This window comes from Streptacidiphilus sp. PB12-B1b (genome assembly GCF_014084125.1).
Taxonomy (GTDB): Bacteria; Actinomycetota; Actinomycetes; order Streptomycetales; family Streptomycetaceae; genus Streptacidiphilus.
Map to the genome: position 1 here is coordinate 3988898 of NZ_CP048405.1, position 26045 is coordinate 4014942.

General features: G+C 71.7%; 22 protein-coding genes and 1 pseudogene. 10 read left to right on the top strand and 13 right to left on the bottom strand.

Annotation, left to right across the window (positions count from 1 at the left end; genetic code table 11):
* Window positions 1–596: 596 nt before the first annotated feature.
* The 5 genes from GXW83_RS17860 to GXW83_RS17880 all read left to right on the top strand — a co-directional run bounded on the left by GXW83_RS17860 (window position 597) and on the right by GXW83_RS17880 (window position 4671).
* Entirely contained in the window at window positions 597–1778 is a 1182-nt protein-coding gene (locus GXW83_RS17860; RefSeq protein ID WP_182444034.1) for a transposase, read from the top strand.
* A gap of 511 nt (window positions 1779–2289) precedes the next feature.
* Window positions 2290–2445 carry a hypothetical protein gene (locus GXW83_RS17865; protein ID WP_182444035.1) on the top strand — a complete coding sequence of 52 codons (156 nt, stop codon included), beginning with the start codon at window positions 2290–2292 and terminating at the stop codon, window positions 2443–2445.
* 158 nt (window positions 2446–2603) lie between these two features.
* Complete coding sequence (locus tag GXW83_RS17870; RefSeq protein WP_182444036.1) at window positions 2604–2990, top strand: hypothetical protein; 387 nt, start codon at window positions 2604–2606, stop codon at window positions 2988–2990.
* A gap of 214 nt (window positions 2991–3204) precedes the next feature.
* On the top strand, window positions 3205–3873 hold the full coding sequence (locus tag GXW83_RS17875; protein ID WP_182444037.1) for a Type 1 glutamine amidotransferase-like domain-containing protein: 669 nt from the start codon (window positions 3205–3207) through the stop codon (window positions 3871–3873).
* A gap of 126 nt (window positions 3874–3999) precedes the next feature.
* Window positions 4000–4671 carry an enoyl-CoA hydratase-related protein gene (locus GXW83_RS17880; RefSeq protein WP_182444038.1) on the top strand — a complete coding sequence of 224 codons (672 nt, stop codon included), beginning with the start codon at window positions 4000–4002 and terminating at the stop codon, window positions 4669–4671.
* 55 nt (window positions 4672–4726) lie between these two features.
* On the opposite strand, the gene map is transcribed toward GXW83_RS17880, so the two are convergent.
* Window positions 4727–5494, bottom strand: a complete 768-nt coding sequence (gene map, locus GXW83_RS17885) for a type I methionyl aminopeptidase (RefSeq protein WP_182444039.1) — start codon at window positions 5492–5494, stop codon at window positions 4727–4729.
* 62 nt (window positions 5495–5556) lie between these two features.
* On the opposite strand from map, the gene GXW83_RS17890 reads away from it, so the two are divergent.
* Both GXW83_RS17890 and GXW83_RS17895 read left to right on the top strand, forming a co-directional pair.
* The gene (locus GXW83_RS17890) at window positions 5557–5838 is read left to right on the top strand and encodes a helix-turn-helix domain-containing protein (RefSeq protein WP_182444040.1); all 282 of its coding nucleotides are present in this window, start codon (window positions 5557–5559) and stop codon (window positions 5836–5838) included.
* A 300-nt stretch (window positions 5839–6138) separates the two neighbouring features.
* On the top strand, window positions 6139–8472 hold the full coding sequence (locus GXW83_RS17895; protein ID WP_225447069.1) for an excinuclease ABC subunit UvrA: 2334 nt from the start codon (window positions 6139–6141) through the stop codon (window positions 8470–8472).
* 542 nt (window positions 8473–9014) lie between these two features.
* Here GXW83_RS17895 and GXW83_RS17900 read toward each other — a convergent pair.
* From GXW83_RS17900 to GXW83_RS17935, 8 genes are all read right to left on the bottom strand, one after another.
* Window positions 9015–9605: a TIGR03086 family metal-binding protein gene (locus GXW83_RS17900; protein ID WP_225447070.1), complete on the bottom strand. Its 591-nt coding sequence runs from the start codon at window positions 9603–9605 to the stop codon at window positions 9015–9017.
* A gap of 671 nt (window positions 9606–10276) precedes the next feature.
* Window positions 10277–10978 (bottom strand): alpha/beta fold hydrolase, encoded by a 702-nt coding sequence (locus GXW83_RS17905; protein ID WP_182444041.1) that lies wholly within the window; start codon window positions 10976–10978, stop codon window positions 10277–10279.
* A 65-nt stretch (window positions 10979–11043) separates the two neighbouring features.
* On the bottom strand, window positions 11044–11781 hold the full coding sequence (locus GXW83_RS17910) for a ribonuclease H (RefSeq protein WP_182444042.1): 738 nt from the start codon (window positions 11779–11781) through the stop codon (window positions 11044–11046).
* Between the two features lie 122 nt (window positions 11782–11903).
* The gene (locus tag GXW83_RS17915) at window positions 11904–12770 is read right to left on the bottom strand and encodes an oxidoreductase (protein ID WP_182444043.1); all 867 of its coding nucleotides are present in this window, start codon (window positions 12768–12770) and stop codon (window positions 11904–11906) included.
* 142 nt (window positions 12771–12912) lie between these two features.
* Window positions 12913–13326, bottom strand: a complete 414-nt coding sequence (locus tag GXW83_RS17920) for a DUF1398 family protein (protein WP_182444044.1) — start codon at window positions 13324–13326, stop codon at window positions 12913–12915.
* 417 nt (window positions 13327–13743) lie between these two features.
* Entirely contained in the window at window positions 13744–17160 is a 3417-nt protein-coding gene (locus GXW83_RS17925; RefSeq protein WP_225447071.1) for a discoidin domain-containing protein, read from the bottom strand.
* 985 nt (window positions 17161–18145) lie between these two features.
* Window positions 18146–18679, bottom strand: a complete 534-nt coding sequence (locus GXW83_RS17930; RefSeq protein ID WP_182444046.1) for a uridine kinase — start codon at window positions 18677–18679, stop codon at window positions 18146–18148.
* Between the two features lie 341 nt (window positions 18680–19020).
* Window positions 19021–19476, bottom strand: coding sequence for a MarR family winged helix-turn-helix transcriptional regulator (locus tag GXW83_RS17935; RefSeq protein WP_182444047.1), 456 nt, complete (start codon window positions 19474–19476; stop codon window positions 19021–19023).
* Between the two features lie 344 nt (window positions 19477–19820).
* On the opposite strand from GXW83_RS17935, the gene GXW83_RS17940 reads away from it, so the two are divergent.
* On the top strand, window positions 19821–20381 hold the full coding sequence (locus GXW83_RS17940; RefSeq protein WP_182444048.1) for an ATP-binding protein: 561 nt from the start codon (window positions 19821–19823) through the stop codon (window positions 20379–20381).
* Window positions 20382–20561: 180 nt separating this feature from the next.
* A complete protein-coding gene (locus tag GXW83_RS17945) occupies window positions 20562–21776 on the top strand; it encodes a serine hydrolase (RefSeq protein ID WP_182444049.1) in 1215 nt (404 codons plus the stop codon).
* A 90-nt stretch (window positions 21777–21866) separates the two neighbouring features.
* On the opposite strand, the gene GXW83_RS17950 is transcribed toward GXW83_RS17945, so the two are convergent.
* Window positions 21867–22613, bottom strand: a complete 747-nt coding sequence (locus GXW83_RS17950) for a helix-turn-helix transcriptional regulator (protein WP_182444050.1) — start codon at window positions 22611–22613, stop codon at window positions 21867–21869.
* 124 nt (window positions 22614–22737) lie between these two features.
* Here GXW83_RS17950 and GXW83_RS17955 point away from each other — a divergent pair, with 124 nt between their 5' ends.
* Window positions 22738–23214 carry a GNAT family N-acetyltransferase gene (locus tag GXW83_RS17955; RefSeq protein WP_182444051.1) on the top strand — a complete coding sequence of 159 codons (477 nt, stop codon included), beginning with the start codon at window positions 22738–22740 and terminating at the stop codon, window positions 23212–23214.
* Between the two features lie 28 nt (window positions 23215–23242).
* Here GXW83_RS17955 and GXW83_RS17960 read toward each other — a convergent pair whose 3' ends face one another.
* From GXW83_RS17960 to GXW83_RS17970, 3 genes and pseudogenes are all read right to left on the bottom strand, one after another.
* Entirely contained in the window at window positions 23243–23923 is a 681-nt protein-coding gene (locus GXW83_RS17960; RefSeq protein ID WP_182444052.1) for a GntR family transcriptional regulator, read from the bottom strand.
* A gap of 86 nt (window positions 23924–24009) precedes the next feature.
* A pseudogene (locus GXW83_RS17965) lies at window positions 24010–25010 on the bottom strand (proline racemase family protein).
* 93 nt (window positions 25011–25103) lie between these two features.
* Window positions 25104–26027 carry a dihydrodipicolinate synthase family protein gene (locus GXW83_RS17970; RefSeq protein ID WP_182444053.1) on the bottom strand — a complete coding sequence of 308 codons (924 nt, stop codon included), beginning with the start codon at window positions 26025–26027 and terminating at the stop codon, window positions 25104–25106.
* Between the last annotated feature and the right edge of the window lie 18 nt (window positions 26028–26045).

The following is a 26045-nucleotide window of genomic DNA, read 5'->3' on the forward strand; positions in this document are numbered from 1 at the left end:
CCCGGCCCGGGCCCGAAGGGCGGTCCCGACCGGCGGACCGGTCCGGCCGCCCCGCCGCAGTCGGCCCTGCTCCCGGAACCCCTTGACGACGCGCAAGGTCTGCGGGCCGCACGACCCGTCCCCAGCACCGCCGCACGCAGGACCGCCGAGCGTGCGGGCCGACGGCCTCCCGGACACAGCAGACGCCGAAGCCCCCATCGCCCGGACGATCCCCGGCACCCCGACCACAACCCGAGCCGGGGCGAGAGCTGTGGCGGCGGCTCGCCTCGTGCTGGTCATGCTCCTCCTCGTGGGCTGCCCCTGTCCTCGCGGGCCTACTGATCTCCCCCGGGGATTGAGGCTGCCCGATCGGGGCCGCCACCGCCAGTACGGCCGTCGAGATTCCGGCTTTTTGGGACACACGCGGCCCTGAGCTGCGCAAAGACCGGCGCCCATGACGGTGCAACGGGACGCACCCCCGCCCGGAGGGCCGCAGGCGGAGGCGCCCGGGCGTAACCGGAGCCGCCGGAACAGCCGAACCCCTCCCAAAACATAGAGAAGATTCTGTATTCTTCCGGTGTCCGCCGCCGTGTGAGCCATTCGGAGAGGTCACAGCCATGCCCGCGCCGCTCGCGCCCCCGCACCCGCCGGCCGTTGCCCAGGTACCGCTCGACCGCTTCACCGACCGCGTCTTCAGCCATCTGCCGCGCGCCGACCAGCGCCACTGGGCGCAGTCCTATCTGCGCGGCCTGCTCACCACCCCGGGCCGCAAGTCGCTGCAGAGCATGGCCAGAGCCGTCTGCGACTCGCCGACCGCCTCCCAGTGCCTGCAGCAGTTCGTCAACTCCAGCCCCTGGGACTGGCGTCCGGCCCGCCGCGAACTGGCCCAGGCCGTCGCCGAGGCCGCCCCGGTCCGGGCCTGGGTCGCCACCACCGCGATCACCCCCAAGCGCGGCGACCACGCGGTCGGGGTCCACCGGCGCTTCGTCCCCGAGGCCGGACGGACCCTCAAGTGCCAGGCGGCCGCCGGATTGTTCCTGTCCGCAGACCGCCATGCCGTGCCCGTCGACTGGCGGCTGGTGCTCAACCACGACTGGTGCCAGGAGCCCGAACGGCGCACCCGGGCCCGGCTGCCCGCCTCGATCGCACCCGGACCGGCCTCCGCGCTGGTACCGGACATGGCCCGGCGCCTGGGCCAACTCCTGCCCGCCGCGCCCCTGGTGGCTGATCTGGGCTGCGCGGGCGAGCCAGCCGCATTGGCAGGCGAACTGACCGCCGCCGGTATCGACTTCCTGATCGCCATAAGGCCGGGCCAGCTGGTACTGCCCAGCCCAGCGCGCACCGCCACCCCCCTGCCCGTACGCACCGCCGCCGGGGCCCCCGAGCGCCCCCGTACCGTCCGGGGCGGCACCCGGGCCGAGGACCTGGTGGGACCGGCCCCGGCGCTGCGCCCGCCGGGTTCGGTCACCCGCAGCACGATGGTCCGCCTGCCCGCCGCCGACGGCGGCAGCACCCCCGCATACCGACTGTGGGCCCTGGGCCCGGCCACCGGACCGCACGCCGGCGGCTACTGGCTCACCAGCCTGCGCGGCGCAGGCCCGGCCACGGTACTGCGCCTGCTGGACCACCTGTCCACCACCCGCGCGGCACTGGCCGACATGGAACAGGACTTCGGCCTGCAGGACTTCGAAGGCCGCTCCTACCCGGGCTGGCACCACCACACAACCATGGTCTGCGCCGCCTACACCTTCCACCGCCTGCACCACTCCCCCACCACCCCAGGGCCCCCGCTGCCCTGACCCCGCCGCCCTCCTGGGGCCCCGCCGCCCTGAGCCGCCGCACACCCCGCCCGGCCCCGCCCCGCACACCGGCGGGCCGCCCACCGCCGGGCCGCCCCGCTCGCGCCCTCCCCCGGGGGGCAGCTGCCCCGCACCAGGGCGGCCCACTGTTCGAGGACCCGCACAAGAACACCGGCCACGCCGACAGCCGACTCCACGTCCCAGCCGCCGCCCGCCCTCCCCGCCGCCGGACCCACCCAGATCCCACTGGACCCGCCGGGCCGTCAGGACGCCCTGGCCCGGCGGGCACACCGGGTGTACGGGGGTGTATCGGGCGTACGGGTGCACCGGGCCACTGGTGGTGCCCAGAACCGTGCTTTCCCGTTCGCGCCGCCCACAGCGAGCGGCTGGTGCTGCGCCACCCGGCGCGCACCTCCGTTCACGGCACGGCCAACCAGGTCCGAACCCCGGGGCCGGCAGTGTCCCTGCCGGGACACGCCCACGTCCGCGCGCTGGGAGCGGCGGAGGCCCGGTGCAGCACCACCGGGCCGACCCGGTGAGCCGCCCCACCAAGCTGGCCCACCGGACCGGCATCGGGGCGGACACCGCCTCCACCCGCGCCGCGGCCCCGCGCCGGGCCGGCCCGGCGGCCACCGTGCGCCACGGCAAGCGGCCGAAGACCCGCTGACCGGCCCGGGCAGCCCAACCCCGGCCCCTGACACACCTGAGCCGCCCGCCCCGGTTGCGGGAAGGCGTCAATCTCCTCGCGTAACAGGCGTTCGGGCACGCGGGCCACGGGTCCGCGGGCATGATGGGAGGCCCGACCCTCCTGAAGGAGCACCGTCCGTGCGACTCGTTGCCGACCCCGATCACGGCGGGGTGGACCTCGCCGCCTCGGCAGAGGAACTGGACCGGCTGGCGACCACGGTGGCCCAAGGCGCCGGGTTCATCAGGTCCGCCCCCGCACCGGACGACAACGCCCTGGTCGGCATCGACGTCCTCAGCACCGACGGCCCCGGCGTGCGGATCGACCTGGACGCCCGACAACGCCTCGCGGTGATCAGCGGCGACGCCCCCGCCCGCGCGGCGCTCGCCGACCACCTACGCGCCGCAGCCACCACCCCCGACAGCGAACCACTGCGCCTGAACCACACCCCCGACCACCCCTACCTGGCCGAGGGCTCTTTGTCCCTGATCGTCCGCAGCCCTCACCAGCGCACACCCACCCACTGACCATCCCCGATCGGCCGCTGTTCGGCCGACTGTCCGACCCGGCTGCCATACTCCCCCGGTGACACCCGATCACTACACCCCCCGCCCAGGCACCGGCCCGGGCGGGCGGAAGCGTCGGGGCGGCAGCCTGTCACATCCCCGGCCCGGCCCGCCCAACCGCCGCGCGCCCTGTTCCTCACCGGCCTCGCGGCCGGGACCTCCCGGGAGACACCGAATGAAGCTTCTGCTGACCTCCAGCGGCCTGAGCAACCAGACCCTGCGTCAGGCACTGCTGGACCTGCTGGGCCGGCCCTTCGCCCAGGCGAACATCGTCTACATCCCCACCGCGGCCGTCGCCGAGCCCGGAGACCACAGCTACCTGGTCCAGGGCCTGACCCAGCTGCACGCCCTGGGCTGGCGCGAGTTCGACGTCCTGGAACTCAACGGCCTGCCCCGGCACATGGTGCTGGACCGACTGCGCCACGCCGACGTCCTCTACGTCGAAGGCGGCAGCCACTACCACCTGGCCCGCAGCATCACCAACAACGACTTGGCCAAAGACATCCTGGAACTGCTCGAGGACCGGGTCTACGTCGGGGTGAGCGCCGGATCCATGATCTTCAGCCGGCACCTGAACGAACACTCCGCCGACATCCTGGGCGACACCGCCGACCTGCACACCCTGGGCGCCACCACACTGCAACCGCCCTTCGGCCTCTTCGACTGGTACCTCAAGCCACACCTGGACTCACCAAACTTCCCCGACCGGGACGACACCTGGGCCGACCACATCGCCGCACAGGCCGACTTCCCGATCTACTTCATCGACGACGACACGGCGCTGCGCATCAACGGCGACACCCTCGACGTCATCTCCGAAGGCCGCTGGCGATTCCACCCCTAGCCCCCACCCCCGCGCACCAATCGGCATTCCCGGCGGTGCAGCACGGTGGCCCCTTGCGCCACAAGTTACCAATGGGTAACTTCCTGGGGGAAGTCTCCCCCCACCACGAGGAACAGGGAATCCGCCATGCCCAAGCTCACCCGGTCATCGCACGTCTTCCTGCTCGATCTCGGAAGCGACGAGAACCGCTTCCACCCCGACTGGATCGCGCAGGTCCATGCCGCGCTGGACGAGGTCGAGGCCGCCGAGGAGCCCAAGGCCCTGGTCACCACGGCCGATGGCAAGTTCTGGTCCAACGGACTGGACCTGGAGTGGCTCGGCGCCCACCCGGAACAGCTCGAGCCGTACATCGCCTCGGTCCACCGACTGCTGGCCCGCTTCCTGGCACTGCCGGTGCCCAGCGTCGCGGCGATCCAGGGCCACTGCTTCGCCGCCGGCGCGATGCTCGCCCTGGCCCACGACCTGCGCGTCATGCGCGGCGACCGGGGCTACTTCTGCCTGCCCGAGGTCGACCTGCACATCCCGTTCACCCCCGGCATGTCCGCCCTGATCCGCGCCCGCCTCACCCCGCAGACCGCCCACGTCGCCATGACCACCGCCCGGCGCTACGGCGGCGTCGACGCCTTGGCCGCCAGCATCGTGGACGCCACCGCCACCGAGGACGCCCTGCTGACAACCGCCCACGAGCTGGCCGCGCCGCTGGCCACCAAGGCCAGCGCGACCCTGGGCACCATCAAGAGCGGCATCTACCAGGACGTCCTGGCCCTCCTGCGCGACGAGCCCGCCGACCGCCCCTAGCCCCGCCGCCGATCGCCCGGACCTCCCGGATCGCCCGCGCGGCCCGGGGCTCTGGTCAGGGCAGGGTGAGGATGCGGGGGCCGTCGTGGGTGATGGCGACGGTGTGTTCGATGTGGGCGGCGCGGCTGCCGTCGGTCGTGCGCAGGGTCCACCCGTCGGGGTCGGTGAGGTAGTCGTTGCGTCCTCCGGCCATGAGCATGGGCTCGATGGCCAGGGTCAGGCCGTGGCTCAGGGGGAAGCCGCGGCCCGGGCGTCCGTGGTTGGGGACGTGGGGGTCCTCGTGCATCCGGCGGCCGATGCCGTGGCCGCCGAAGTCGGCGGGCATGCCGCAGGCGGCCTCGCGGGCCACCGTGCCGACAGCGTGGGAGATGTCCCCGATGCGGTGACCCACGGTGGCCGCCGCGATGCCCGCGTCCAGCGCCCGTTGGGTGGCAGCGATCAGCTCCAGGTCGGCCGGGCGGGGGGTGCCGACGATGAAGCTGATCGCAGCGTCGCCGGTCCAGCCCTCGAGCTCGGCCCCGCAGTCGACGCTGACCAGGTCGCCGTCGCGCAACCGGTAGTCGTCGGGGATGCCGTGCACGACGGCGTCGTTGACGGAAGCGCAGATCACTGCAGGGAAGGGCGTGGGGGCGAAGGAGGGCCGGTAGCCCAGGAACGGGGAGCGCGCCCCGGCCTTGGCCAGGACGGTACGGGCGGCTTCGTCGAGGTCGCGCAGGCGGACTCCCACCGCCGCCGCCGTGCGGGCGGCGGCGAGGGCGTGCGCCACGACACGTCCGGCTTCCCGCATGGCCTCCAGTGCCGTGTCGGTCTTGATCTCCACCATGGGTCGCGTCTCCCTGCGATGCACTGTCGTCCAATACTTATACCGGTATTAGTATCACGGGTATGGTGAGAGTTCCTTTGAGCCCGCAAGAACGGCAACGCGGAGAGCGCTTCGGCGCCCTGCTCCGCCAGGCGCGCGGCGACCGCAGCATGGTGGAGGTGGCGGCGGCGGCCGGAGTGTCCGCGGAGACGCTCCGCAAGATCGAGACCGGCCGCGCCCCCACCCCGGCCTTCTTCACCGTGGCGGCCCTGGCCTGCGCGCTGGACGTGTCGTTGGACGACCTGGCCGCCGCCAGCGCAGCCGATGCCGACGCCGAGAGCAGTGGACAGGCCATGTCGGCGTAGACACCCGACCCCTCCGGACGCCGGGACGTCCCGGCCCCGGAACCTCGGCCTCGACCACGCAGCCACCGGAGCCGCCCAACAGCACCCGGCCACCGGCTCCGCGCGAACGGGCAGCATGGGTCGGGGCGGTCTTCGCAGCGGCACCCTCCCCCGCAGGGAGTCGGACGGCGAGCTGCGACACCCCGTCAGCGCCCGGCTCCCTGCCAGCGCTGCGCGCCCCGCACCTGTTCACGCCCGTACAGCCGGCGGCCATCGCCGCATGCGGAAGGAACCGCGTGCGCTGCGCCCGGGGCGCAGCGCGTGTGGCGGCCGTTTTCCGGCGCGGCCAAATCTATGATGGCGGCCATGGTCACCCACGCCGCAGACGGAGCCGTCATTCGGGTCGTCGGAGCAGTCACCAACAATCTCCGCAATATCAGCGTTGATATGCCGAAGAAGGCGCTGACGGTCGTCACCGGGATTTCCGGGTCGGGAAAGTCCTCCCTGGTGCTCGACACGGTCGCTGCGGAGGCGCAGCGGCTGGTGAACGATTCGTATCCCTCATTCGTGCGCAATCGGCTCCCGCACATGCCGACGCCCGAAGTGCAGTCGATGAGCGGCCTGACGTTCACGGCCATCATCGACCAGCGCCGCTTCACCGGGAACGCCCGGTCGACCGTCTCGACCGCCTCCGACCTCGCGCCCCTGATCAGGCTCGTTTTCTCGCGGATCGGCGAGCCCTGCGCCGGGTACTCGCCCGCGTACTCCTTCAACGATCCGGCGGGCATGTGCCCCGAATGCGAGGGGCTGGGCAGCGTCGTCGACATCGACGTCGAGGAGCTGATCGACCCGGGGAAAAACATCAACGAGGGGCCGGTGCGGTTCAGCCAGTTCCGGCCCGGCGTCTACCGCTGGAAACGCTTCGCCTACTGCGGGCTGTTCGACCGGGAAAAGCCATTGAAGGACTACTCGGACGAGGAGATGCGGCTTTTCCTCTATGCGGATCAGATGAAGCTGCCGGACCCGGATCCGCGTTTTCCCAAGACCGCTCGTTTCGACGGCGTCGTCACCCGGATGCGGGACGTGTATGTGAAGAACCGCCCGGCCAAGATCTCCTCGCAGGTGCGCGAGGAGCTGGACCGGCTGACGACGCACCGGCTCTGCCCGGCGTGCGGGGGCGCGCGGCTGAATGCCGCAGCCCGGGCCAGTCTCATCGACGGGCGTTCGATCGTGGACTGGTCGGCCATGCCGGTGGCCGGGCTGCGCGCGCTGCTGGAGACGGTGCAGGACCCACGGGTGGAGCCGGCGCTCGTCGGCATCCGCCGCACGCTGGACGCGCTGCTGTCGGTCGGGCTCGGCTACCTTTCGCTGGACCGCGAGTCCTCGACGCTGTCGGGCGGCGAGGCGCAGCGGGTGAAGATCGTGCGGCACCTGGGCAGCGCCCTGACCGACATCACCTACGTCTTCGACGAGCCCTCGACCGGGTTGCACCCGGCGGACGTGCAGCGCCTGAACCAGCTCCTGCTGCGCCTGCGCGACGCGGGCAACACCGTGCTGGTGGTGGAGCACCACCCGCAGGTGATCGCCATCGCCGACCACGTGATCGACATGGGTCCGGGGGCAGGGGCACAGGGCGGACTGGTGCAGTTCCAGGGCACACCGCAGGCCCTGCGGGAGAGCGAGACGGTCACCGGACGGCTGCTCTCCACGCCGCTGCGGGTGGGGCGGGCGGTGCGCGAGCCGCGTGCCTGGGTGCGGGTGGAGCACGCTTCGGCGCACAACCTGACCGGCTTCGACGTCGATGTCCCGATCGGCGTGCTCACCGCGGTCACCGGCGTCGCGGGTTCCGGCAAGAGCTCGCTCGCCACCGACGAACTCCCGCGTCAGCACCCCGAGTTCACCGTGGTCGGGCAGGATCCCCTGCGCGGCGGGGTGCGGTCGATGTCGCTGAGCATCCTGGGGGTCGCCGACAGTGTGCGCGAGGCGTTCAGTGCCTCGTGCGGGCTGGAGCCGGCCTGGTTCAGCTTCAACTCCAAGGGGGCCTGTCCCGCGTGCAAGGGCAAGGGCTGCGTCACCACCGAGCTGGCCTTCCTGGACGACATCGCCACGCCCTGTGACGTCTGCGAAGGCAGGCGCTTCAACCCCACGGCCCTTGAGGCCACGCTCGAAGGCCACACGATCGCGGACGTCCTGAGGATGTCGGCGGGCCCGGTGGCAGCTCTGTTCCCGGACCGCCCGGACGTCGTGGCGACCATGGGATGGCTGGAGCGCGTCGGGCTCGGCTACGTCGCCGTGGGGCAGTCGCTCGACACCTTCTCCGGCGGCGAGAAGCAACGCCTCCTGCTGGCCCGGCACCTGAGCAGCTCCCCCGGCTTCGCCAAGGAGCGGATCGTGCTGGACGAGCCGACGACCGGCTTGCACCCCGGCGACGTGGAACGGCTCGACCAACTCTTCGCCGAACTCGTGGACGCCGGCGCGACCCTGGTCGTGGTCGAGCACAACCTGCGCGTCGTCGCCCAGGCCGACCACGTGATCGACATCGGCCCCGGCGCCGGAACGGACGGCGGCCGCCTGGTCTTCGCCGGCACCCCGGCCGAACTGCTGCGCGACCCGGACTCGCTCACCGGACGCGCCTTGGCCGCAGCTACCCGATAGACGAGCCCCGCGCACCGCGATCCCCCCGGCCCGGGGGACGCCTCCGGCTCCGGAGGGGACGCTTGCGCCTCCGGGGGACGCCGGATTCCGGTGCACGGTCAGGCGCGTCAGCTGCGGAGGCAGTGGTAGCGGGGGCGGTGGTCCGGGCGGTCCCAGGCGGCAGACACGCGGGTCGGCGCAGGGGCGGGGCCGAGGGGGTGGCGGTCGGTCGGCGCCGGGGCAGGTGAGCAGGGTGGCGAACTCGTCATCAGCCAAACGTCCGCGTTCCACCCACAGTCGCCGCCCACAGCCTCCGTCGGCGGCCGCGGCGGCCGTGGCGGCAGCTGTGACGGCCGTGGCTTGCGGTACCGGCCCGCGCGGCGGCGGCCGTGGCAGCGGCGGCTGCGGTAGCGGTAGTGACGGCGGCCCGGACGGCGGTGTCGCCTGCGGCAGTACCGGCTCGCGCGGCCGCGGCCGCCCCGGGTACAGCCCCAGATCGGCCGCAGCAGCGCGGCCGGCGAGGGCCGCGAAGGCAACCCGGGGTGATGGGCAGCGGGGGCGGGTCAGTGTGGCCAGGACGGGGAGCGGCCCAGGACGGCCAGGACTCGCGCCAGCGGGTCGGTGCGGTCGGTGGCCAGGCCTGGGCTGAAGGCGGCGCCCGGCCGGAGCCGGACCTCGCCCTCGGGGACGTCCAGCGCGTAGGGCAGGACAGCGTGCAGGAGTTCCTCGTCGAAGGGGGCCGGGACGGCGATCGCGGCGGCGACGTCCCAGCCGTGAACGACGTAGTCCACGAAGTGGAAGCCGATGGCGGTGCGGGCGGGGAAGGACTGGCCGCCGCGGACCTCGGGCAGCCACAGGTCGGTGTCCAGGACGCCGTCGCGGGCGAAGGCGTCGGTGACGCGGGTGGCCGACGCGCGGAAAGCAGCGGCCGGATCGGACCCCAGGTCACGGTCGGCCCAGTGGGAGCGGTCGGTGTGGATACCGTCCGCGGCGGCGGCAAAGCCGTAGTTCTGGCCGGTCATGTGAGCGAGCAACTGCCGCACCGTCCACTCCGCGCAGGGCGTGGGCCGGTCCAGGTGGTCCGGGCGGACCTGGCCCACGACGGCCTGGGTGATCTCCAGCGTGCGGCGGTCCAGGGAGCGAATGTCTGTCACAAGGTCACCTCGGTCGCGGATGGTGCGGGCAGAACGCGGCCCAGCCCGCGGAACTCGGCGATCACACCTCCGCCGGCCCGGCGCGATCACATCGTAGATGCCGCCGCAGCCCAGCCCGGCCAACCCGGCTGCCGCCAGAACATGTTGGCCATGTCCCGCCGCAGATCACCACCACGCGGACGCCCAATCCGACGCCCCGCACGGCGACCAACTCCGTTGGGGAACCGGCGCGGTGTAGACCCGAGATAGGCCCGTGCAGGTGCCGTGGCAGCGATGCTGCGCGTGGGAGCGCAGGGGGTACGCGGGGGCGCGGACAGCGTCCGTCCCAGCCCCGGTGCGCAGGTGCGTACCGGACGCGGACGGTGGGTGACGCCGCGTCAGCGCCGGCCCAGCGCTGAGGCTGCGGCGCGGCGATCCCCGTCAGGCAGCACGGTCGGGCACCGAGCCAAGGACGCAGGCAGTCCGCCCGACACGGACACGTGGCCAAGGAGCGGTCTTCGATCCGCCGGCAGCCACAGGGCGCACCACCTCGCCTCCCCTCGTTCGCCAACGGCGGCACGACTCCAGTGTGGTGCCGGGCACCCCGCAGGGCGCGTCCGGCTGTCGCGGTCGACCCCGGTCGGCGCCCCGCGGCGTCATGCCAGCCAGCGTCTGCATGTGCGAGGTATGGGTCAGGGGGTGCGGGCGGCGTCCAGCAGGGCGCGGGCCAGCTCGCGCGGGCGGGAGATCATGGGCCAGTGGCCGGTGTCCAGCTCCACCAGCTGCCAGCGTCCCTGCTCGACCAGCGCGGCGACCTGCGGGAACAGGCCGGGGCCGTCCAGCAGACACTTGAGGTAGGTCGCGGGCAGGTCGCCCAGCGGGCGGGCCAGCACGGCGGGCTCGGTCAGCGTGCGGCCCGGGTGCGGGGTCGCGCCGTCCACGATCCGCGCGATCTGCTCGCCGCTCAGGCCCTGGCCCTCGAAGTCGGCTGCGCCCGGCGGCAGCCATACTCCCCCGGCCGCCTCGATCGCCGCCGCCACCTGCGGGCCGTATTCGGGCGAGGCGGACACGAAGGACTCGCCGTCGGCGGGCACATTGGAGTCCACGAACACCACCCGCGCCAGCCGCCCGCCGATCCGCTCGGCGGCCTGCCCGACCGGGATACCCGCATAGCTGTGGCCGACCAGCACGACCTCGCGCAGGTCGCCCTCGCGCACGACCCGCACGATGTCGTCCACGTGGGTCTGCTGCCCGGCCTGCTCCCCGCTCCGCTCGGCCAACCCGGACAGCGTGACCGGATGCGCGCCGTGCCCGGCCGCGCGCAGCTCGGGCACGACCTCGTCCCACGCCCACGCCCCCAGCCAGGCACCGGGAACCAGTACGAATTGCGTCATGGCGGCAACCTAGCGCAGGGGTACGACAACCGCGCCCCGACCGGGCCCGGGGCGCAGGGCGCGGGTCAGGTGTGGGCGACGGCGCAGTCCGGGTGGCCCCAGCTCGTGGAGACCCGGGTGATCGGGTCGCCCTTGGCATAGGGGCGCCCGCAGGGGCAGGTGCCGGGGAACCGGGCGGCCAGCGTACGCGGCGCGCCCTTCCCGGCCGGTTTCGCCGCGGACCCCGCGCCTGCCCCGGCGGTGCTGCCGGTACCCGAACCGGCAGTGCTGCGGCTGGACGGCGGGCGGGTGCTGCGCTGGGCCTTGGCCTTGACCGGGTCGGGGACCGGCAGATCGGCTGCGGTGCCGCCCGCCGCCTGCTGCAGCCGGGCCGCGTCGCTGGCAGCCTTGTCGGCCACGGCGTTCAGCGGGTCGCCGTCGACCTGGTGCGCGGGCACGTACACGAAGGTGACCTCGCGGTCGGCCAGCAGCGCGTCGATGCGCTGGATCAGCTCGCGGTTGGCCACCGGCTTGCCGCCCGCGGTCTTCCAGCCGTTGCGCTTCCAGCCCGCCAGCCACTTGGTCACCGCGTCGCGGGTGTAGGTGCTGTCCAGCCGGACCTCCAGCGGCACAGCCGGGTCGGTGGCGGCCAGCAGCTGCTCTAGCGCGGTCAGTTCACCGATGTTGTTGGTGCTGTGCCCGAGCGGTCCGGACCGCCAGAACTGGGGTGCCCCGGTGGCGTCGGCGACCACGAAGGCCCACCCCGCCGGGCCCGGGTTGCCTTTGGCGGCTCCGTCGCATGCCGCGATGACTCGTTCGACCATGACCACGATGATGCCAGGCCGGACCGCCTCTCCTGTAACGCCCACCCCCCGCCGTGCCCCGCCGGGACGGGAACGGGCGGGAACCGGCGGCGACGGGGCGGGTGGCGGTGGCGTCCGGGAGGTCAGCCGGCGATGGTGTCGAGTTCGGCGACCGCGTCGGCGGGCAGGGCCAGGTCGGCGGCGGCGAGGTTCTCGCGCAGGTGGTCCAGTGAGGAGGTGCCGGGGATCAGCACGATCGCGGGCGAGTGCTGCAGCAGCCAGGCTAGGGCGGTCTGCTGCACGGTGGCGTCCAGGCGCGCGGCGACCCGGGTCAGGGTCTGCGACTGCAGCGGGGTGAAACCGCCGAGCGGGAAGAACGGCGCGAACGCGATGCCCTCGGCCTCGCACCGGCGCAGCAGGGCCTCGTCCTGCCGGTGGGCGAGGTTGTAGAGGTTCTGCACGGTGATGACCGGCGCGATGGCCTGCGCCTCGGTCAGCTGGGCGTCCGAGACCGCGCTCAGGCCCAGGTGGCGGATCAGGCCCTGTTCGCGCAGCTCGGCCAGGGCGGCGAACTGTTCGCCCAAGGGCCTGTCGTCGGTGCCCTCGGGGGTGCCGACTCGCAGGTTGACCACGTCCAGCGCCTCCACGCCCAGGTGCTGGAGGTTCTCGTGGACCTGGGCCCGCAGGTCCTGAGGCTCCAGCGAGGGCCGCCAACTGCCGTCCGGGCCCCGGCGCGCGCCGACCTTGGTGACGATGCGCAGGTCCGACGGGTAGGGGTGTAGGGCCTCGCGGATCAGCTCGTTGACGACCACCGGCCCGTAGAAGTCGCTGGTGTCGATGTGAGTGACCCCGCGCGCGACGGCCTCGCGCAGCACCGCCAGAGCCTGGGGGCGGTCCTTGGGCGGGCCGAAGACGCCGGGCCCGGCCAGTTGCATTGCGCCGTAGCCCATCCGGCTCAGAGTCAGGCCGTCGGCGGGGGTGAGAGTGCCACCGGGAGTGCTGGGGGACATGTCCTGCCTTTCGCTGGTCCGGGGCCGGTCCGCCCGTGCGGTCGGGCCCGGCCGGGGCCCGGGGCGCGGCCCGGCTCCTGCCACTGTGCAACCTGCCGGGCCCCCGGCGCCGCTCCCGCGCCGACCGCCCCCGGGTCGGTGGCTACAGGTCGACGGCGGGGTAGGTCTCGGTGTAGCTCTCGCCTTCGGCACCGTAGTAGGTGCAGGTGCGCGCGGCCAGGTCGACGTCGTACCACAGCACGCCCGCGCGCCAGCAGCCCTGGACGAACTCGGGGAACGCGGTCCGCCCGGCCTGGTCGGCGCGCAGCGCCTGGATCAGCGCCTGCTCGTCGAAGGGCGGCACCTGGGCCATACCGCTGAACAGCGGCTCGCCCTGCACGGCGACCGGCCCTTTGTCGGTCAGGTAGACGAAGGCGTTGGCGGGCACCGCCATACGGCAGCGCCCCACCCCGCCCTGGCGCAGAGCCTCGGCCAGATACGGGAACCCGCCCACCGCAGGCCGCACCGCGGCCCCCCGGTCCAGCGCGGCCTGCAGGGCGGTAATGGCGGTGCTCATGGCGTTCCCTTTCACTCGTCGCCCTGCGGTAGCACCCGCAGAGCCGATGACAACACATTCACACAGCGACATCATGTTGTCAATCTGGGGGCGACTCGTGCCCGGGCGAGCGGTAGACCTTCCCGCCCCTGCGCAAAGCGCCGCTGGGCGACCCGCTCCGCTCGGGAGCAGGGCGACGGGGGCAGGGCCGGGGCCGCATCACCGTCCGCCAGAACCCCGGACACCGTCCCCGTCGGACTCGGTGCAGGCGGCGCACGGGACAAGCCCTGCGGGACGGCGCCCAAGTGCATGCATTTCACTGAACTTCGTTTGCATATTTACGCAAGAAATCTACATTGACATGGAAGAAAAGTGCCGCCGGGCGCGGATGCGCCCGGCGGCAGTAGTGCGGTGGTGCGGGTGATTGTGGGTTGGTGGTCAGGTGTTCCAGACCTGGAATTCGGAGAGCTGGCCGGCGGGCCAGCCGGTGTTGGCGGTGATGTTGACCCGGAAGTAGCGCTGGGTGGTGGCGGGGAAGGTGATGGTCACGGTGTTGTTGTTGGCGTTGGGGTCGAAGGTGTAGGTGGCGGAGGCGGCCAGGGTGGTGAAGGTGGTGCCGTCGGTGGAGCCCAGCAGCGACAGGGTCTGGCTGCGGGCGGCCCAGGCGGTGGAGGCGGGGAGTTCCAGGACGACGCGGTCGGCGCTCCTGGCGGAGCCGAGGTCGACCTGGACCCACTGGGGCAGGGCGTTGTTGGCGCTCTCCCAGTAGGTGCTCTGGTTGCCGTCGGTGACGTTGGCGCTGACGTAGTTCTGGGTGTTGCTGGACTCGCTGGTGGCCGCGCCGGCGGCCCAGTTGGTGGGCGTGGTGCCGGCGCCGGTGCCGGAAAGGGCCACCGTGGTGGGGCTGTTGGCGGCGCTGCCGGTGACGGTCAGGGTGCCGGTGCGGGTGCCGGACGCGGTCGGTTCGAAGATGACGCCGACCGTGCAGGAGGCGCCCGCGGCGATCGAGGTGCCGCAGGTGTTGGTCTGCGAGAAGTCACCGCCGGCGGTGATCGACGTCAGGGTGGCGGTCGCGGTGCCGGAGTTGGTCAAGGTGACCGTCTGTGCGCTGCTGGCGCTGTTCAGGGCCTGGGTGGAGAAGGTCAGCGAGGCGGGGTTGGCGGTCAGAGTCGCCGATCCGCTGCCGGAGCCGCCGGCGGCGGGGAAGACCTCCAAGTCGGAGAGCTGGCCCGCGTTCCAGCCGGTGTTGGCGGTGATGTTCACCCGTACATAGCGGGCTGTGGTGGCGGGCAGGGCGATGGTGACGGTGTTGTTGTTGGCGTTGGGGTCGAAGGTGTAGGCGGCGGAGCCGGTGATGGTGGTGAACGTGGTGCCGTCGGTCGAGCCCTGGACCGACAGGGTCTGGGTGCGTGCGGCCCAGGCGGTGGACGGCGGCAGCTTCAGCACCAGCTTGCCGATGCTGTAGTTCTGGCCCAGGTCGACCTGGGCCCACTGCGGGAAGGAGCCGTTGGCGCTCTCCCAGTAGGTGGACGGGTCGGCGTCGGTGAGGTTGGCGGCGGTGTAGGGGCTGTTGACGGAGCTGGCCGAGGCCGGGCGTCCGGCGGCGATGTTGGTGCTGCTGTCGATGCCGGTGCCGCTGAGCGCGACCGTGGTCGGGCTGTTGTTGGCGTTGCTGTTGACGGTCAGCGTGCCGGTGCGGGCGCCGGACGCGGTGGGCTTGAAGGCCACATTGACCGTGCAGGAGGCGCCGACGGCCAGGGTGGAGCAGGTGTTGCTCTGGGTGAAGTCGCCGCTGACCGTGACGCCCGAGACGGTGGCGGTGCTGGTGCCGGAGTTGGTCACGGTCACCGCCTGGGCGGCGGTGGTGGAGCCGACCACGGTGCCCGCGAAGGACAGGGCGCCGGGGGCGGCGGCGAGGACCGGGCCGGGGGCGATGCCGGTACCGGTCAGGGTGACGGTGTTGGTGACCCCGCCGGCGTTCACGGTCAGTGCCCCGGTACGCGCGCCCGACGCGGTGGGCTTGAAGACCACGCTGACCGTGCACGATCCGGCCGCGGGGATCGCGGTACCGCAGGTGTTGGTCTGCGCGAAGTCACCGCTGGTGGTGATCGAGGAGACCGGCGCGGAGGCGGCGGTCGGGTTGCTGACCGTCACGCTCTGCGCGGAGCTGGTCGCGCCGGTGGCCAGCGAGCCGAAGTCCAGCGCACTGGGGGCCGTGGTCACCCCCGTTGCCGGGTAGGGCGGGTAGACCGGCGCCGGCCACGGTCCGCACAACGGCGTGCCGCTGATGCCGGAGTTGCCGCCGCCGTCGGTGACGGTGAAGTTCCCGCCCTCGCAGTTGTAGACCGGCGAGGAGGCGCCCACCCCGGTCGCGGTGACATTGGTGAAGCTGGCCGCGCCGCCGGTCTGCTCCTGCAGCGCGAACGTGCCGGTGCCGGCGATGGTCACGTTGTTCAGCGCCACCCCGCTGACCGTGCCCTCCACCCACTGCACTGCCTCGAACGGGCTCTGCTCGATCAGGTCGCCGGTCACGTTGATCGGACCGGTGACCGCGCCCTGGCTGCCGTCGAACCACAGCGCGCCGACGCCGAACTGCCAGTTCGGGTCCAGGTCCCCGTCGCGGATCATCGTGTTGTTCGAGATCGTGGTGGTGCCCAGCGGGGTCGAGGTGAAGCGCTGCGCCGCGGTGATCCCGCCGCCCTGGGTGATGCCGGTGTCCTCGACCAGGTTGCCGGTGACGGTGTTGTCGTGGCCGCCGTAGATCGCAATGCCGTTGGCGAGCATCTGCAGCTGCACGGTGTTGTTCGAGATCGTGTCGTTCGCGTCCGCGCCCAGGCTGGAGTCGGCCCAGGTGGCGATGCCGTCGTCGCCGGTGTTACGGATGTCGCTGTCGGTGACGGTCGAATTGGTCACCCCGCCATGGAAGTTGATGCCGTCGGCGGTGGTGTCGCGGATCCGCATGCCGGTGAACGTCAGGCCGGTCATCGGCCCGTCCATCCACGCCCCCACCTTCAGGTGGTCGATCCAGATGTCGGACACCGTCGAGTTGCTCATCGCCCCGCCGATGCCGTTGACCTGCGCGCTGTCGTCCCGCTCCTGCACGTTGCCGAAGATGGCGAAGTTGGCCAGGTGCACATTGGTGCTCGCCGCAAGGGAGTTGGTCGGCGCCCCGTTGCCGTAGAAGCCGGGAGCCGCACCGGTCACCGTGGAGTACCACATGCCCGCACCCTCAACCGTCACGTCGTTGACCACGATATGGCCCGGGACGTCGTAGGTGCCCTGCGGGATCCACACCGTGCCGCCCGGACCCGCCGCTGCGATCGCCGCGTTGAACGCCCCGGTCGCGTCCGCCGCGCCGGTGGCGTCCGCACCCTCGCTGGTCACCGACACCGAACCGGCCGGCTGCGCCAGCGGGGCTGCGACCTGCTCGAAGTCCGCGAAGTCGATGGTGTAGGAGGCTGCGGTGTCCTCCGAGTCGACCTGCAGCCGAAACACCGTCCCGGCCGGATAGGTGGTCGGGAACAGCCGGTGCACCTCGTCGAAGAAGTGGTGCGCGTTGCCCGACCCCGGGGTGTTCACGAACGGATAGCTGCCGTAGTACCAGCTGTACGCGTTGGTCAGCGTGAAGTCACTCTGCTTGACGCCGCCCACGTACAGCGACAGCGGCGCGCTGTACACCGACCCGTCCGCGCTGTCCGGGATGCTGTAGCGGAAGTCGATGGAGTTGGTGGCCACCGGCGTGGTGAAACTGACGTACTGTCCCGTGCCCTGCAGCGTCACCGCCTTACGGCCTGACGCCTCGTCAGCCAGCTGACCCTGGGTGTAACTGGGGCCGATCACCGTCCCGTTGGTCACCGACCCCTCCGCCTGCACCTCCGCATACGGCAGGCTCGCCCCGCTGCCGCCATGCGCAACGGCCGGCGCGGCGGCGGCGGCCCACACAGGCGCCGACACCCCCACGCGCCCGCAACCGCCAGCAGCACGGCGACGACCACCGCCAGCGCTCGTCTCAAACCCTTCACGGACTGCAACACCTGACGCTCCTTTGAGGACACGGATGAACCGGACACACACCATCGACAGCCCCCGCCAAAGCGCATGGACGCGAGGAGCAGCGCACACACACCCCGTACAGCAGCACCGACACCACCGAGCACCGCCCCGAACCACGCACTCGGCCCGGCACAGCACCCGTCGGCCATCGATGAACCACACTCGGCGACTCGAAACAGGCAGGGACATCAACGGACAAGCGACGACGCAAGGGGGACCGTAACCTCTTTAACATCTGCGCGCAATATCTCTACACCTTGCTGTGGAATACCGACTTTTGACTGCAAGATCGAATGAACTGGCTCTGAGGACGGCCTTCCCAGGTGAGGCCCCCAAGAGCGGACCCACCAGTTCCACCAACCCGGCGGGAGCAGCAACACGCGGCAAGAGCCGCGGGCGACCCCAGGGCAATGGGAGCACTGGGGCGCGGAGCGGCCGAGGAGTGGAGCACGAGCCACAGAGGGGCACCGGAAGCCTCGGGCCCCAGTGCAACGGAGCCGCCAGGACGCGAAAACCGGGAGCCACAGGGCCGAGGGAGCCTGGGATCCCGGGAGCGCAGCGGCAACCGCCAAGGCACGAGCCGCAGGGCTTGCGGGAGACGCAGGGACGGCGGGATCGTCAGGCCGCGAAAGTGGCGGAGCCACGAGGGGATTGGCACCTCGGGCCTTCGGGCGGGGAGGCTACCGGGCGCCGGTACCGAGGGAGTGGCGGAGGCAGACGCCGGAGGCGACCTGAACTGCGGGCCGCGAGGGCAACGTGCAACGGACAGCCCGGGGGCGGCGAGGTGTCAGGTGTCGATGATCAGGTCGGCGCGATCACGGGTGCCATCGGCGCGGAAGAACGCGTCCTCCTGCGCCTGCCAGCGTTGCCACAAGGCACGGTGGCTCTCGCCGTCACGCTGAAGCCCACGCCGCAGCCGGGTGGCCGCTGGGGCCTCGACCCAGACGGCGCAGGCCACGCGGCCCACGGTTCGGGCCCGGGTACAGGTGACACCCTCGACAACGATCAGCGGCGCATGGGCCGTGGTCTTCCAACCCTTCAAGGATCGGCCGAATTCGTCACCCTCCCAATCCCGTACCTGGTAACGAGCATCGCGCCCGGCCAGCAGCGGATCCAGGACCTGCCGCTCGAACCGTGGCCACCAGCCGTGGAGATCGTCCCAGGAAACAAAGTCATCGATCTGAACAAGGCCCGCACCCAGCGCCCGGCACAACCCGGCAGCCAGAGTGGTCTTCCCCGATCCGCTGGGACCGTCGATACCCACGATCCGGACACCACCAACCGGCTCAGCACACCGGACCGCCCGCACCAAGCTCTCCATCACAGCCTCCCTCACCCCCGTACCCAGGTCTGTGCCGGCGCCTGCGACCACAGCCAAGTCTGCGACCGGCGCGTGTCCCGTCCCGCGCCCGGCAAGCACACCACAGGCGACAGCGACCGGCCGAGCCTCCACGACAGCCACGACCCCGTCCGAAGCGGACACCCGCAAATGGGACACGACCGCTCCTTGTTCCAGTCCTCCGCACCCACCCGTCGACCCACGGCCGGCCACCGCGCATGACGGGTCACCCGGCAGGACGTACCACCACGCAGGACCGACTGACAGGCAGGGGCACCAGGCAGGGTGGCCGCCAAGCGCGGTCGGCCGTCGAACGGGAGTTGTCAGGCGGGGTCGGTGAAGGGGCCCTGGTCGATGAAGCGGCGCAGGCTGCGGGCGAACGCCTGCGCCTCGCCCGGGGGCCAGCCGCCCAGGGAGGCGTCGATGCGCGCGGCCAGACGCGCGCGCATGACCTCTACCGTGCGCGCGCCCTCCTCGGTGAGGGTGAGCAGGACCGACCGCCGGTCGGCCGGGTCGGGCTCGCGGCGCACCAGCCCGGCCTCCTCCAGACGGGTGGCACGCCGACTGACGCCGGAGCGGTCCAGGCCCACCTCGGTGGCCAGATCGGCCGCGCTGTACGGCCCGGTCCTGGCCAGCGCACTGAGCACCGGATAGGTGACCTCGTCCACCGCTGCGCCCAGCCCCTGGGTCAACCCCCGGTACAGACCCGCACGCGTGCCTCGTTTGAGCAGGTCACCGAGGGCTTCGGCAACCTCGCGTCCCGTTTCGTCGTTGTCCACATCCCCCACACTACCGTGCGCGGCGCACGCGGTGGCGCACCCGCCAGCCAGATGCACACGCTAACCGTGCGGGGGCACCTGAGCCCTGTAACCAACGAGGCCCGGCCGCCCAGTCGACAACCCAAGGCCGGAGCATGAGCGCCCTCGTCGAACCAGAAAAAGCTCGGCCCGGCCGAGCCGTCCCCGTCCGGCTCCGATCCCGGGCCCCAACCGGGTCTCCGTGGCCCCCTCCGGCCCGGGTCTCGGCCTGCCCTGGGCGCGGTCGGGACGCCTGGTCTCGGTAGCTGAGGGCGGCGCCGAAGCCGTATGGGATTTATGCCCCGGACACGCTAGCGTGAGATCCCGTGATCGTATGGCTCAACGGCACCCATGGTGCGGGCAAGACGACGACCAGTGCACTCGTGCAACAACTGCTCCCGGATTCGGGGGTGTTCGATGCCGAGAAGGTCGGCGAGACACTCATGGACATCACGCCGGGGCTGCCCGCGACGGACAACTTCCAGCACTGGCCGCCGTGGCGGCCACTGGTAGTCGAGACCGCCCGCCGCGTACTCGATTACACCGGCGGCACTCTAGTGGTGCCCATGACTGTCCTGGTCGAGCAGTACTGGCGCGAGATCAGCACGGGCCTCGCCCACTATGCCATTCCGGTGAGGCACTTCGTCCTCCACGCTGACCAGGAAACCCTCCGCGGGCGCATCGAGAGCGACTCCCCCGCCGGAACCTGGGGGTTCCGTCTCACATACCTTGAGCCCTACGCCGAGGCAGCCCGCACATGGCTGCACAGCGAGGCCGAGGTCATCGACACCACGCACCTCACACCCACCCAAGCCGCCCTGCAGATTGCGGAGGCCGTGCGGAGCGAGGTCACCGACACCAGCGAGCACATCCGCCAAGGCAACTGATCAGTCACGGTCGCCGACGCAAGCGCTTGTGCACGAACTCTGGGCCAGTACGGACGCGGATGTTCTGGACATCAGCCTGCCGGGGCACTGCCCGGAGCGGGTTGCGTTGTTGTCCGCCGTCGGAGTGGATGCGGAGGTGTCTTGCACCCAATCCCACCCGCGTTGCGGACATGGTGAATCATGACCCGTAAACGAACTGCCCTGCTGTGTGCCAGTGCCCTCCTGCTCTCCTCCGCGCCGCTCCTCATGGGCACCGCGTCTCCTGCCGATGGCACCGCGCGGCGCGGACCGTACTGTGCCCCTTCCCCCGCCCCGACCGGCGGCCGGGCCCGTGCCATCCTCGACGTCATCGAGCGGGACGAGCACGACCTGAAGCTCCGGGCGGTCGTGGGCCGGGTGACCGAACACGGCCGGGACGTGTGGACGGGCGCGGTCGGGTCCTCGATGACCGATGTGCCGGCCCGCCCTGATATGCGCTTCCGCGCGGGCTCAGTGGCGATCGCGTTCATGGGCACGATCCTGCTCCAACTGGTGGACGAGAAGCGGGTCCACCTGGACGACCGCCTCTCACGCTGGCTTCCCCAGGTGCCCCACGCGAACGAGATCACGCTGCGGATGCTCGCCGACACCACCTCCGGCTTCCACGACTACGTCACCAATCCCGCCTTCCTGAAGGAGTTGGAGGCGCATCCGTTCAAGCACTGGACACCCCGTGAGATCCTCTCCTTCGCCGACCTGCACGATCTGCTCTACAAGCCCGGTACGAACTTCAGCTACTCCCACGCCAACTTCCTGCTGCTGGGAGAGGCGTTGGAGCACATCACGCACACTCGGCTGGACCGGCTGCTGGAGCAGCGCATCTATCGACCCCTCGGCCTGCACGCCACGTCGAACAGCTACACCCCCGCCATGCCGCCGCCGGTCCTGCACGCCTTCACTTCCGAGCGGGGCAGGTACGAGGAGTCGACGTTCTGGAACCCGTCCTGGACGACGGCCGCGGGCGCGGTCATCAACATGAACATCTGCGACCTTGCCCGCGCGGGCGCCGGTATCGGTTCAGGGCAGACCATCAGCCGCAAGGGCTACCAGACCCTGCTCGATCCCGGCACGATCGGGCTGGGCACGCCGACGAAGAAATGCCCGCCGAACGTCTGTCTGCCGCAGACCAGGGCGGTCCACTACGGGATGTCCGTGCTGGTGGTGAACGGCTGGATCGTGCAGAACCCGTCCTTCTCCGGCTACGCCGCGATCATGGCCTATCTGCCGTCCAAGGACCTGTCGATCGCCCTGTCCGTGACCTACTCGCCCACCACGGACCAGAACAGCCAGAACCTCGGGAACAGCATCGCCAAGGACCTCTCCCACTTGTTGGTGCCGAACCAGCCGTTGGCCTGAGCCCCGCTCGGCAGCGAGCCCCGCTCGCGCGGCGCTGTTCGGCGGTGTTCGGCGGTGTTCGGCGATGTCCGCAACCGGGTCGTGAGGTCGCTATTCCGCCTCTTGGTCCCGGGGCGGCAGTGCGGTGGTCGCAGGCAGTCCGATGTGGTCGCGTAGTTCGCGCCTGCCCAGATCCGTGAGGGTGAGGGCACGGGTGGTTCCGATCCGGGTCAGCCATCCCGCGGCCAGGGCGTGCCCGCAGATGGCGGCGCCGACGGCCCCGCCCAGGTGCGGGCGCCGTTCGGTCCAGTCCAGGCAGGCGCGTACCAGCGGTCTGCGAGAGGCAGAGGCGTCGGGCAGTACGATGCCCAGGCCGTTGACCCAGGCAGCCCCCTTGGCGGTGAGCGACGGATCGGTTCCCCAGTCCAGCAGGCCGTGATCGGCCATCGCGTCGGTGACGGCCAGGCCCAGTTCCCCGGCCAGGTGGTCGTAGCACAGGCGGGCGCGGGCCAGGGCCCGCTGTCGCCCTGAGCCCGACAGCGAACGCGGTCTGGGTGCGTGCTGCGGCGCGAGCGCGGCGAGGCTCTCGATCAGGGCCATCACGCGCGGATCAGCCAGCCGCAGGTAACGGTGGCGTCCGTGCCGCTCCTCGACGAGGAGTCCGCCGCGTACGAGCACGTTCAGGTGCTCGGTCGCGGACGAGGCCGCGACACCGGCACGGCGGGCCAGTTCCGTGGCCGTCCAGGCCCGGCCGTCCAGCAGCGCGAGGCAGAATTCCGCCCGGGTGCCGTCGGCCAGCAGCCTGGCCACGGCCGCCAGGTCCAGGCCGACGTCCCGGCCCTCGCGCTGATTGTCCATGTCTCCGATTGTCGTCGATCTCGGTTCGGGCTCGACCGAAGCGTCCGCGCCCTAACGTGCCGTACCGACAGAGACCGCCGCGCCTTCCGTCGGCGCCCCTTCCGCCAACCGCCCTGGGAACCTCATGCCTGCCACCGACAGCACGCCGCCGAACCCCCGGCCCGGCATCGGCCTCACGGTCACCGACGCCCCGATGCCCACCGACGTGTCGCTCATCTCCGATGCCCTGGACCGGTTCAACGTCGACACGACGGCCGTCGACGACCGCCGCCCGCTGGCCGTACTGGTGCGCGACTCCCCCACCGGCCAGGTGGTCGGCGGTCTGACCGGTCGCACCTCACTCGGGCTGTTCTTCCTCGATCTGTTCTTCCTGCCGCCCGAGCTGCGCCGTGGCGGCCTGGGCAGCGAGATCCTGCGCCGGGCCGAAGATGAAGCCCGCGCACGCGGCTGCCGTACGGCGGTGCTGTACACGATCAGCTTCCAGGCTCCCGGCTTCTACGAGAAGCACGGCTGGCGGCGCCTGGGCGAAGTCCCGTGCGACCCGGCGGGCACCAGCAGGGTCTTCATGACCAAGGACCTCACCCCGCCGACAGCCCCCTGAATCCGCCGCGCGCGCCGCACCGGGGCGGTCAGGCCTGCGGATCGGCCCAGAGCGAGCGCACATGGTCGAGATGGCGGACGATGGCCCGCTCCACGCCGACCAGGTCCTTTGCGATCATGAGGTCCAGCAACTGCTCGTGCTCCTCGGCCGACGCGACCAGGGTGCCCGCCTCCACCAGGTGGTTCAGGCCGTACAGCCGGGAACGGCTGCGCAGGTCGCCGACGGTCTCCACCAAGTGGTGGTTGCCGGCGAAGGCGAGCAGCGTCAGGTGGAAGCGGCGGTCCGCCTCGACGTAGGCGATGAGGTCGCCGGAGCGGGCGGCGGTGACGATCTCCCTGGCGATCCGGCGCAGCGGCTCCAGCTGCGCGGCGGACGCGGTCCTGGCCGCTCTGACGGTCGCGGGGACCTCGATCATGGCCCGGATCTCGGTGAAGTCGTCCAGGTCCTGGTCGGTCAGGCCGATGACGCGGAACCCCCTGTTACGGACGACCTCGACCAGCCCCTCCTTGGTGAGGTCCAGCATCGCCTCCCGGACGGGCGTCGCCGAGATGCCGAACTCGGCGGCGAGCAACGGGGCGGAGTAGACGATCCCGGGGCGCAGTTCACCTGCCACCAGGGCGGCCCGCAGGGCGTGCGTGACCTGCTCGCGCAGGCTGCTCCGCTCCTTCACGGACGGCAGGTTGAGGCCGCTCAGGGGTTCGACGGTCATGGCTCCTCCTCGATGTGCGACATCATCCTGCACCATCACACGCCACCCGTCAGTGTTCCGTCGGCCGGGCCCCCGGATCGCCACCGTCAGAGCAGGAATCCGGCCGGGAAGGGGTCGGTGGGGTCGAGCAGGTACTGCGCCGTGCCGGTGATCCAGGCCCGGCCGGTGATGGACGGCACCACCGCGGGCCGGTCGCCGACGCGGGCGGTCCCGACCAGGCGGCCGGTGAAGGAGGTGCCGATGAAGGAGTCGTTCCGGAAGTCCTGGTGCAGTGGGAGCTCGCCCCGGGCGTGGAGTTGGGCCATCCTGGCGGAGGTCCCGGTACCGCAGGGGAACGGTCGAACCATCCGGGGTGGATCGCCATCGCGTGCCGGGAGTGCCGGGCGTCGGAACCCGGTGCGGTGAAGTAGACGTGGTGCACCCCGCGGAAGCGGTCGTCCTCCGGGTGCACCGGCTCGTCGGTCTCGTTGATCGCCGCCATGAGGGCGAGGCCGGCGTCGAGCATCCGGCTCCCGGCCTCACGCAGGAACGGGATCCCGAAGTCGTCGAGTTGGACGATGGCGTAGAAGTTCCCGCCGTAGGCGAGGTCGTAGCGGACCTTGCCGTGGCCGGGCAGCTCCACGGAGGCGTCGATGCGTTCGCAGTACGCCGGGACGTTCAGCAGCGTCGCCGAGCGGGCCGCGCCGTCCTCCACCGCGACGTCCACGACGACCAGCCCGGCGGGGGTGTCCAGCCGGACCGTGGTGACCGGCTCGACCACCTCGACCATCCCGGTCTCCACCAGGACGGTGGCGACGCCGATGGTGCCGTGGCCGCACATCGGCAGGCAGCCGGAGACCTCGATGAACAGCACTCCCCAGTCGGCGTCGGGGCGGGTCGGCGGCTGCAGGATCGCGCCGCTCATGGAGGCGTGCCCGCGCGGCTCGCACATCAGCAGGGTTCGGACATGGTCGAGGTGTTCGATGAAGTAGGCACGGCGGTCGGCCATCGTCCTTCCCGGAATGGCGCCGATGCCCCCGGTGATGACCCGGGTCGGCATCCCCTCGGTGTGGGAGTCGACGGCATGGTAGACGGATGTGCTGCGCATGGCGGTGATTGCCCCTTCTCAGTCTCTCGACACTCGGCTCTCTCGGTTCTCGATCCGTGACGCAACGGGCGTCCCGGTACGGCCGGACGGGACTCAGCGCAGGCCGTGGGCGAGGGCCTTCTCGGTCGCCAGGGTGACGGCGGCCCGCTGCTCGGTGGTGAGTGCGGAGCGGGGCGGCCGGCAGCCGCCGCCGACCCGTCCGGCGAGGTCCATGGACAGTTTGATGGCCTGCACGAACTCGGTCCTGGAGTCCCAGCGCAGCAGCGGGTGCAGCGCACGGTAGAGAGGCAGCGCACGGTCCAAATCCAGTTCCACGGCAGCCCGGTAGAGCGCGACACACGCCTGGGGAAGGGCGTTGGGATACCCGGCGATCCAGCCGACGGCACCGGCCACGGCCAGTTCCAGCAGGACGTCGTCGGCGCCGATCAGCACGTCGAGCCCGGGGGCGAGTTCGGCGATCTCGTAGGCGCGGCGGACGTCCCCGCTGAACTCCTTGACGGCGACGATGCTCCCGTCGGCGTGCAACCGGGCCAGCAGTTCCGGGGTGAGGTCGACCCGGGTGTCATGGGGGTTGTTGTAGGCGACGACCGGCAGCCCCACCCCGGCGACCTCCGCGTAGTGGGCGCGGACCGCGTCCGCGTCGGCGCGGTAGGCGTTGGGCGGCAGCAGGAGCACCGAGCCGACGCCCGCCTCCGCCGCCTGTTCGGCCCAGCGCCGGGAGCCGGCGCTGCCGTAGGCCGCGACGCCGGCCATCACCCGTGCGCCCGATCCGGCGGCCTCGACGGCGGTGCGCAGGACCTGCGCGCGCTCGACGTCGGTCAGGGTCTGGTACTCGCCCAGGGAACCGTTCGGCACGACGCCGTCGCACCCGTTCCGGACCAGGTGGCGGACGTGGTCGGCATAGGCGTCGTAGTCGACCGAGAGGTCCTCCCGGAAAGGCAGCGCGGTGGCGACCATGACACCGTGCCAGGGCTGGGCGCGATCGTCCGTGCGGGTGTCCGAGTGAGCGAGGGGCATGGCCTGGACTCCTTGTGC

Excerpts from the sequence above, each read along its gene's own strand:
- GXW83_RS17860 (WP_182444034.1), top strand. The coding sequence starts at position 597 with ATGCCCGCGCCGCTCGCGCCCCCGCACCCGCCGGCCGTTGCCCAGGTA.
- GXW83_RS17875 (WP_182444037.1), top strand. The coding sequence starts at position 3,205 with ATGAAGCTTCTGCTGACCTCCAGCGGCCTGAGCAACCAGACCCTGCGT.
- GXW83_RS17880 (WP_182444038.1), top strand. The coding sequence starts at position 4,000 with ATGCCCAAGCTCACCCGGTCATCGCACGTCTTCCTGCTCGATCTCGGA.
- map (WP_182444039.1), bottom strand. The coding sequence starts at position 5,494 with ATGGTGGAGATCAAGACCGACACGGCACTGGAGGCCATGCGGGAAGCC.
- GXW83_RS17890 (WP_182444040.1), top strand. The coding sequence starts at position 5,557 with ATGGTGAGAGTTCCTTTGAGCCCGCAAGAACGGCAACGCGGAGAGCGC.
- GXW83_RS17905 (WP_182444041.1), bottom strand. The coding sequence starts at position 10,978 with ATGACGCAATTCGTACTGGTTCCCGGTGCCTGGCTGGGGGCGTGGGCG.
- GXW83_RS17910 (WP_182444042.1), bottom strand. The coding sequence starts at position 11,781 with ATGGTCGAACGAGTCATCGCGGCATGCGACGGAGCCGCCAAAGGCAAC.
- GXW83_RS17915 (WP_182444043.1), bottom strand. The coding sequence starts at position 12,770 with ATGTCCCCCAGCACTCCCGGTGGCACTCTCACCCCCGCCGACGGCCTG.
- GXW83_RS17920 (WP_182444044.1), bottom strand. The coding sequence starts at position 13,326 with ATGAGCACCGCCATTACCGCCCTGCAGGCCGCGCTGGACCGGGGGGCC.
- GXW83_RS17930 (WP_182444046.1), bottom strand. The coding sequence starts at position 18,679 with ATGGAGAGCTTGGTGCGGGCGGTCCGGTGTGCTGAGCCGGTTGGTGGT.
- GXW83_RS17945 (WP_182444049.1), top strand. The coding sequence starts at position 20,562 with ATGACCCGTAAACGAACTGCCCTGCTGTGTGCCAGTGCCCTCCTGCTC.
- GXW83_RS17950 (WP_182444050.1), bottom strand. The coding sequence starts at position 22,613 with ATGGACAATCAGCGCGAGGGCCGGGACGTCGGCCTGGACCTGGCGGCC.
- GXW83_RS17955 (WP_182444051.1), top strand. The coding sequence starts at position 22,738 with ATGCCTGCCACCGACAGCACGCCGCCGAACCCCCGGCCCGGCATCGGC.
- GXW83_RS17960 (WP_182444052.1), bottom strand. The coding sequence starts at position 23,923 with ATGACCGTCGAACCCCTGAGCGGCCTCAACCTGCCGTCCGTGAAGGAG.
- GXW83_RS17970 (WP_182444053.1), bottom strand. The coding sequence starts at position 26,027 with ATGCCCCTCGCTCACTCGGACACCCGCACGGACGATCGCGCCCAGCCC.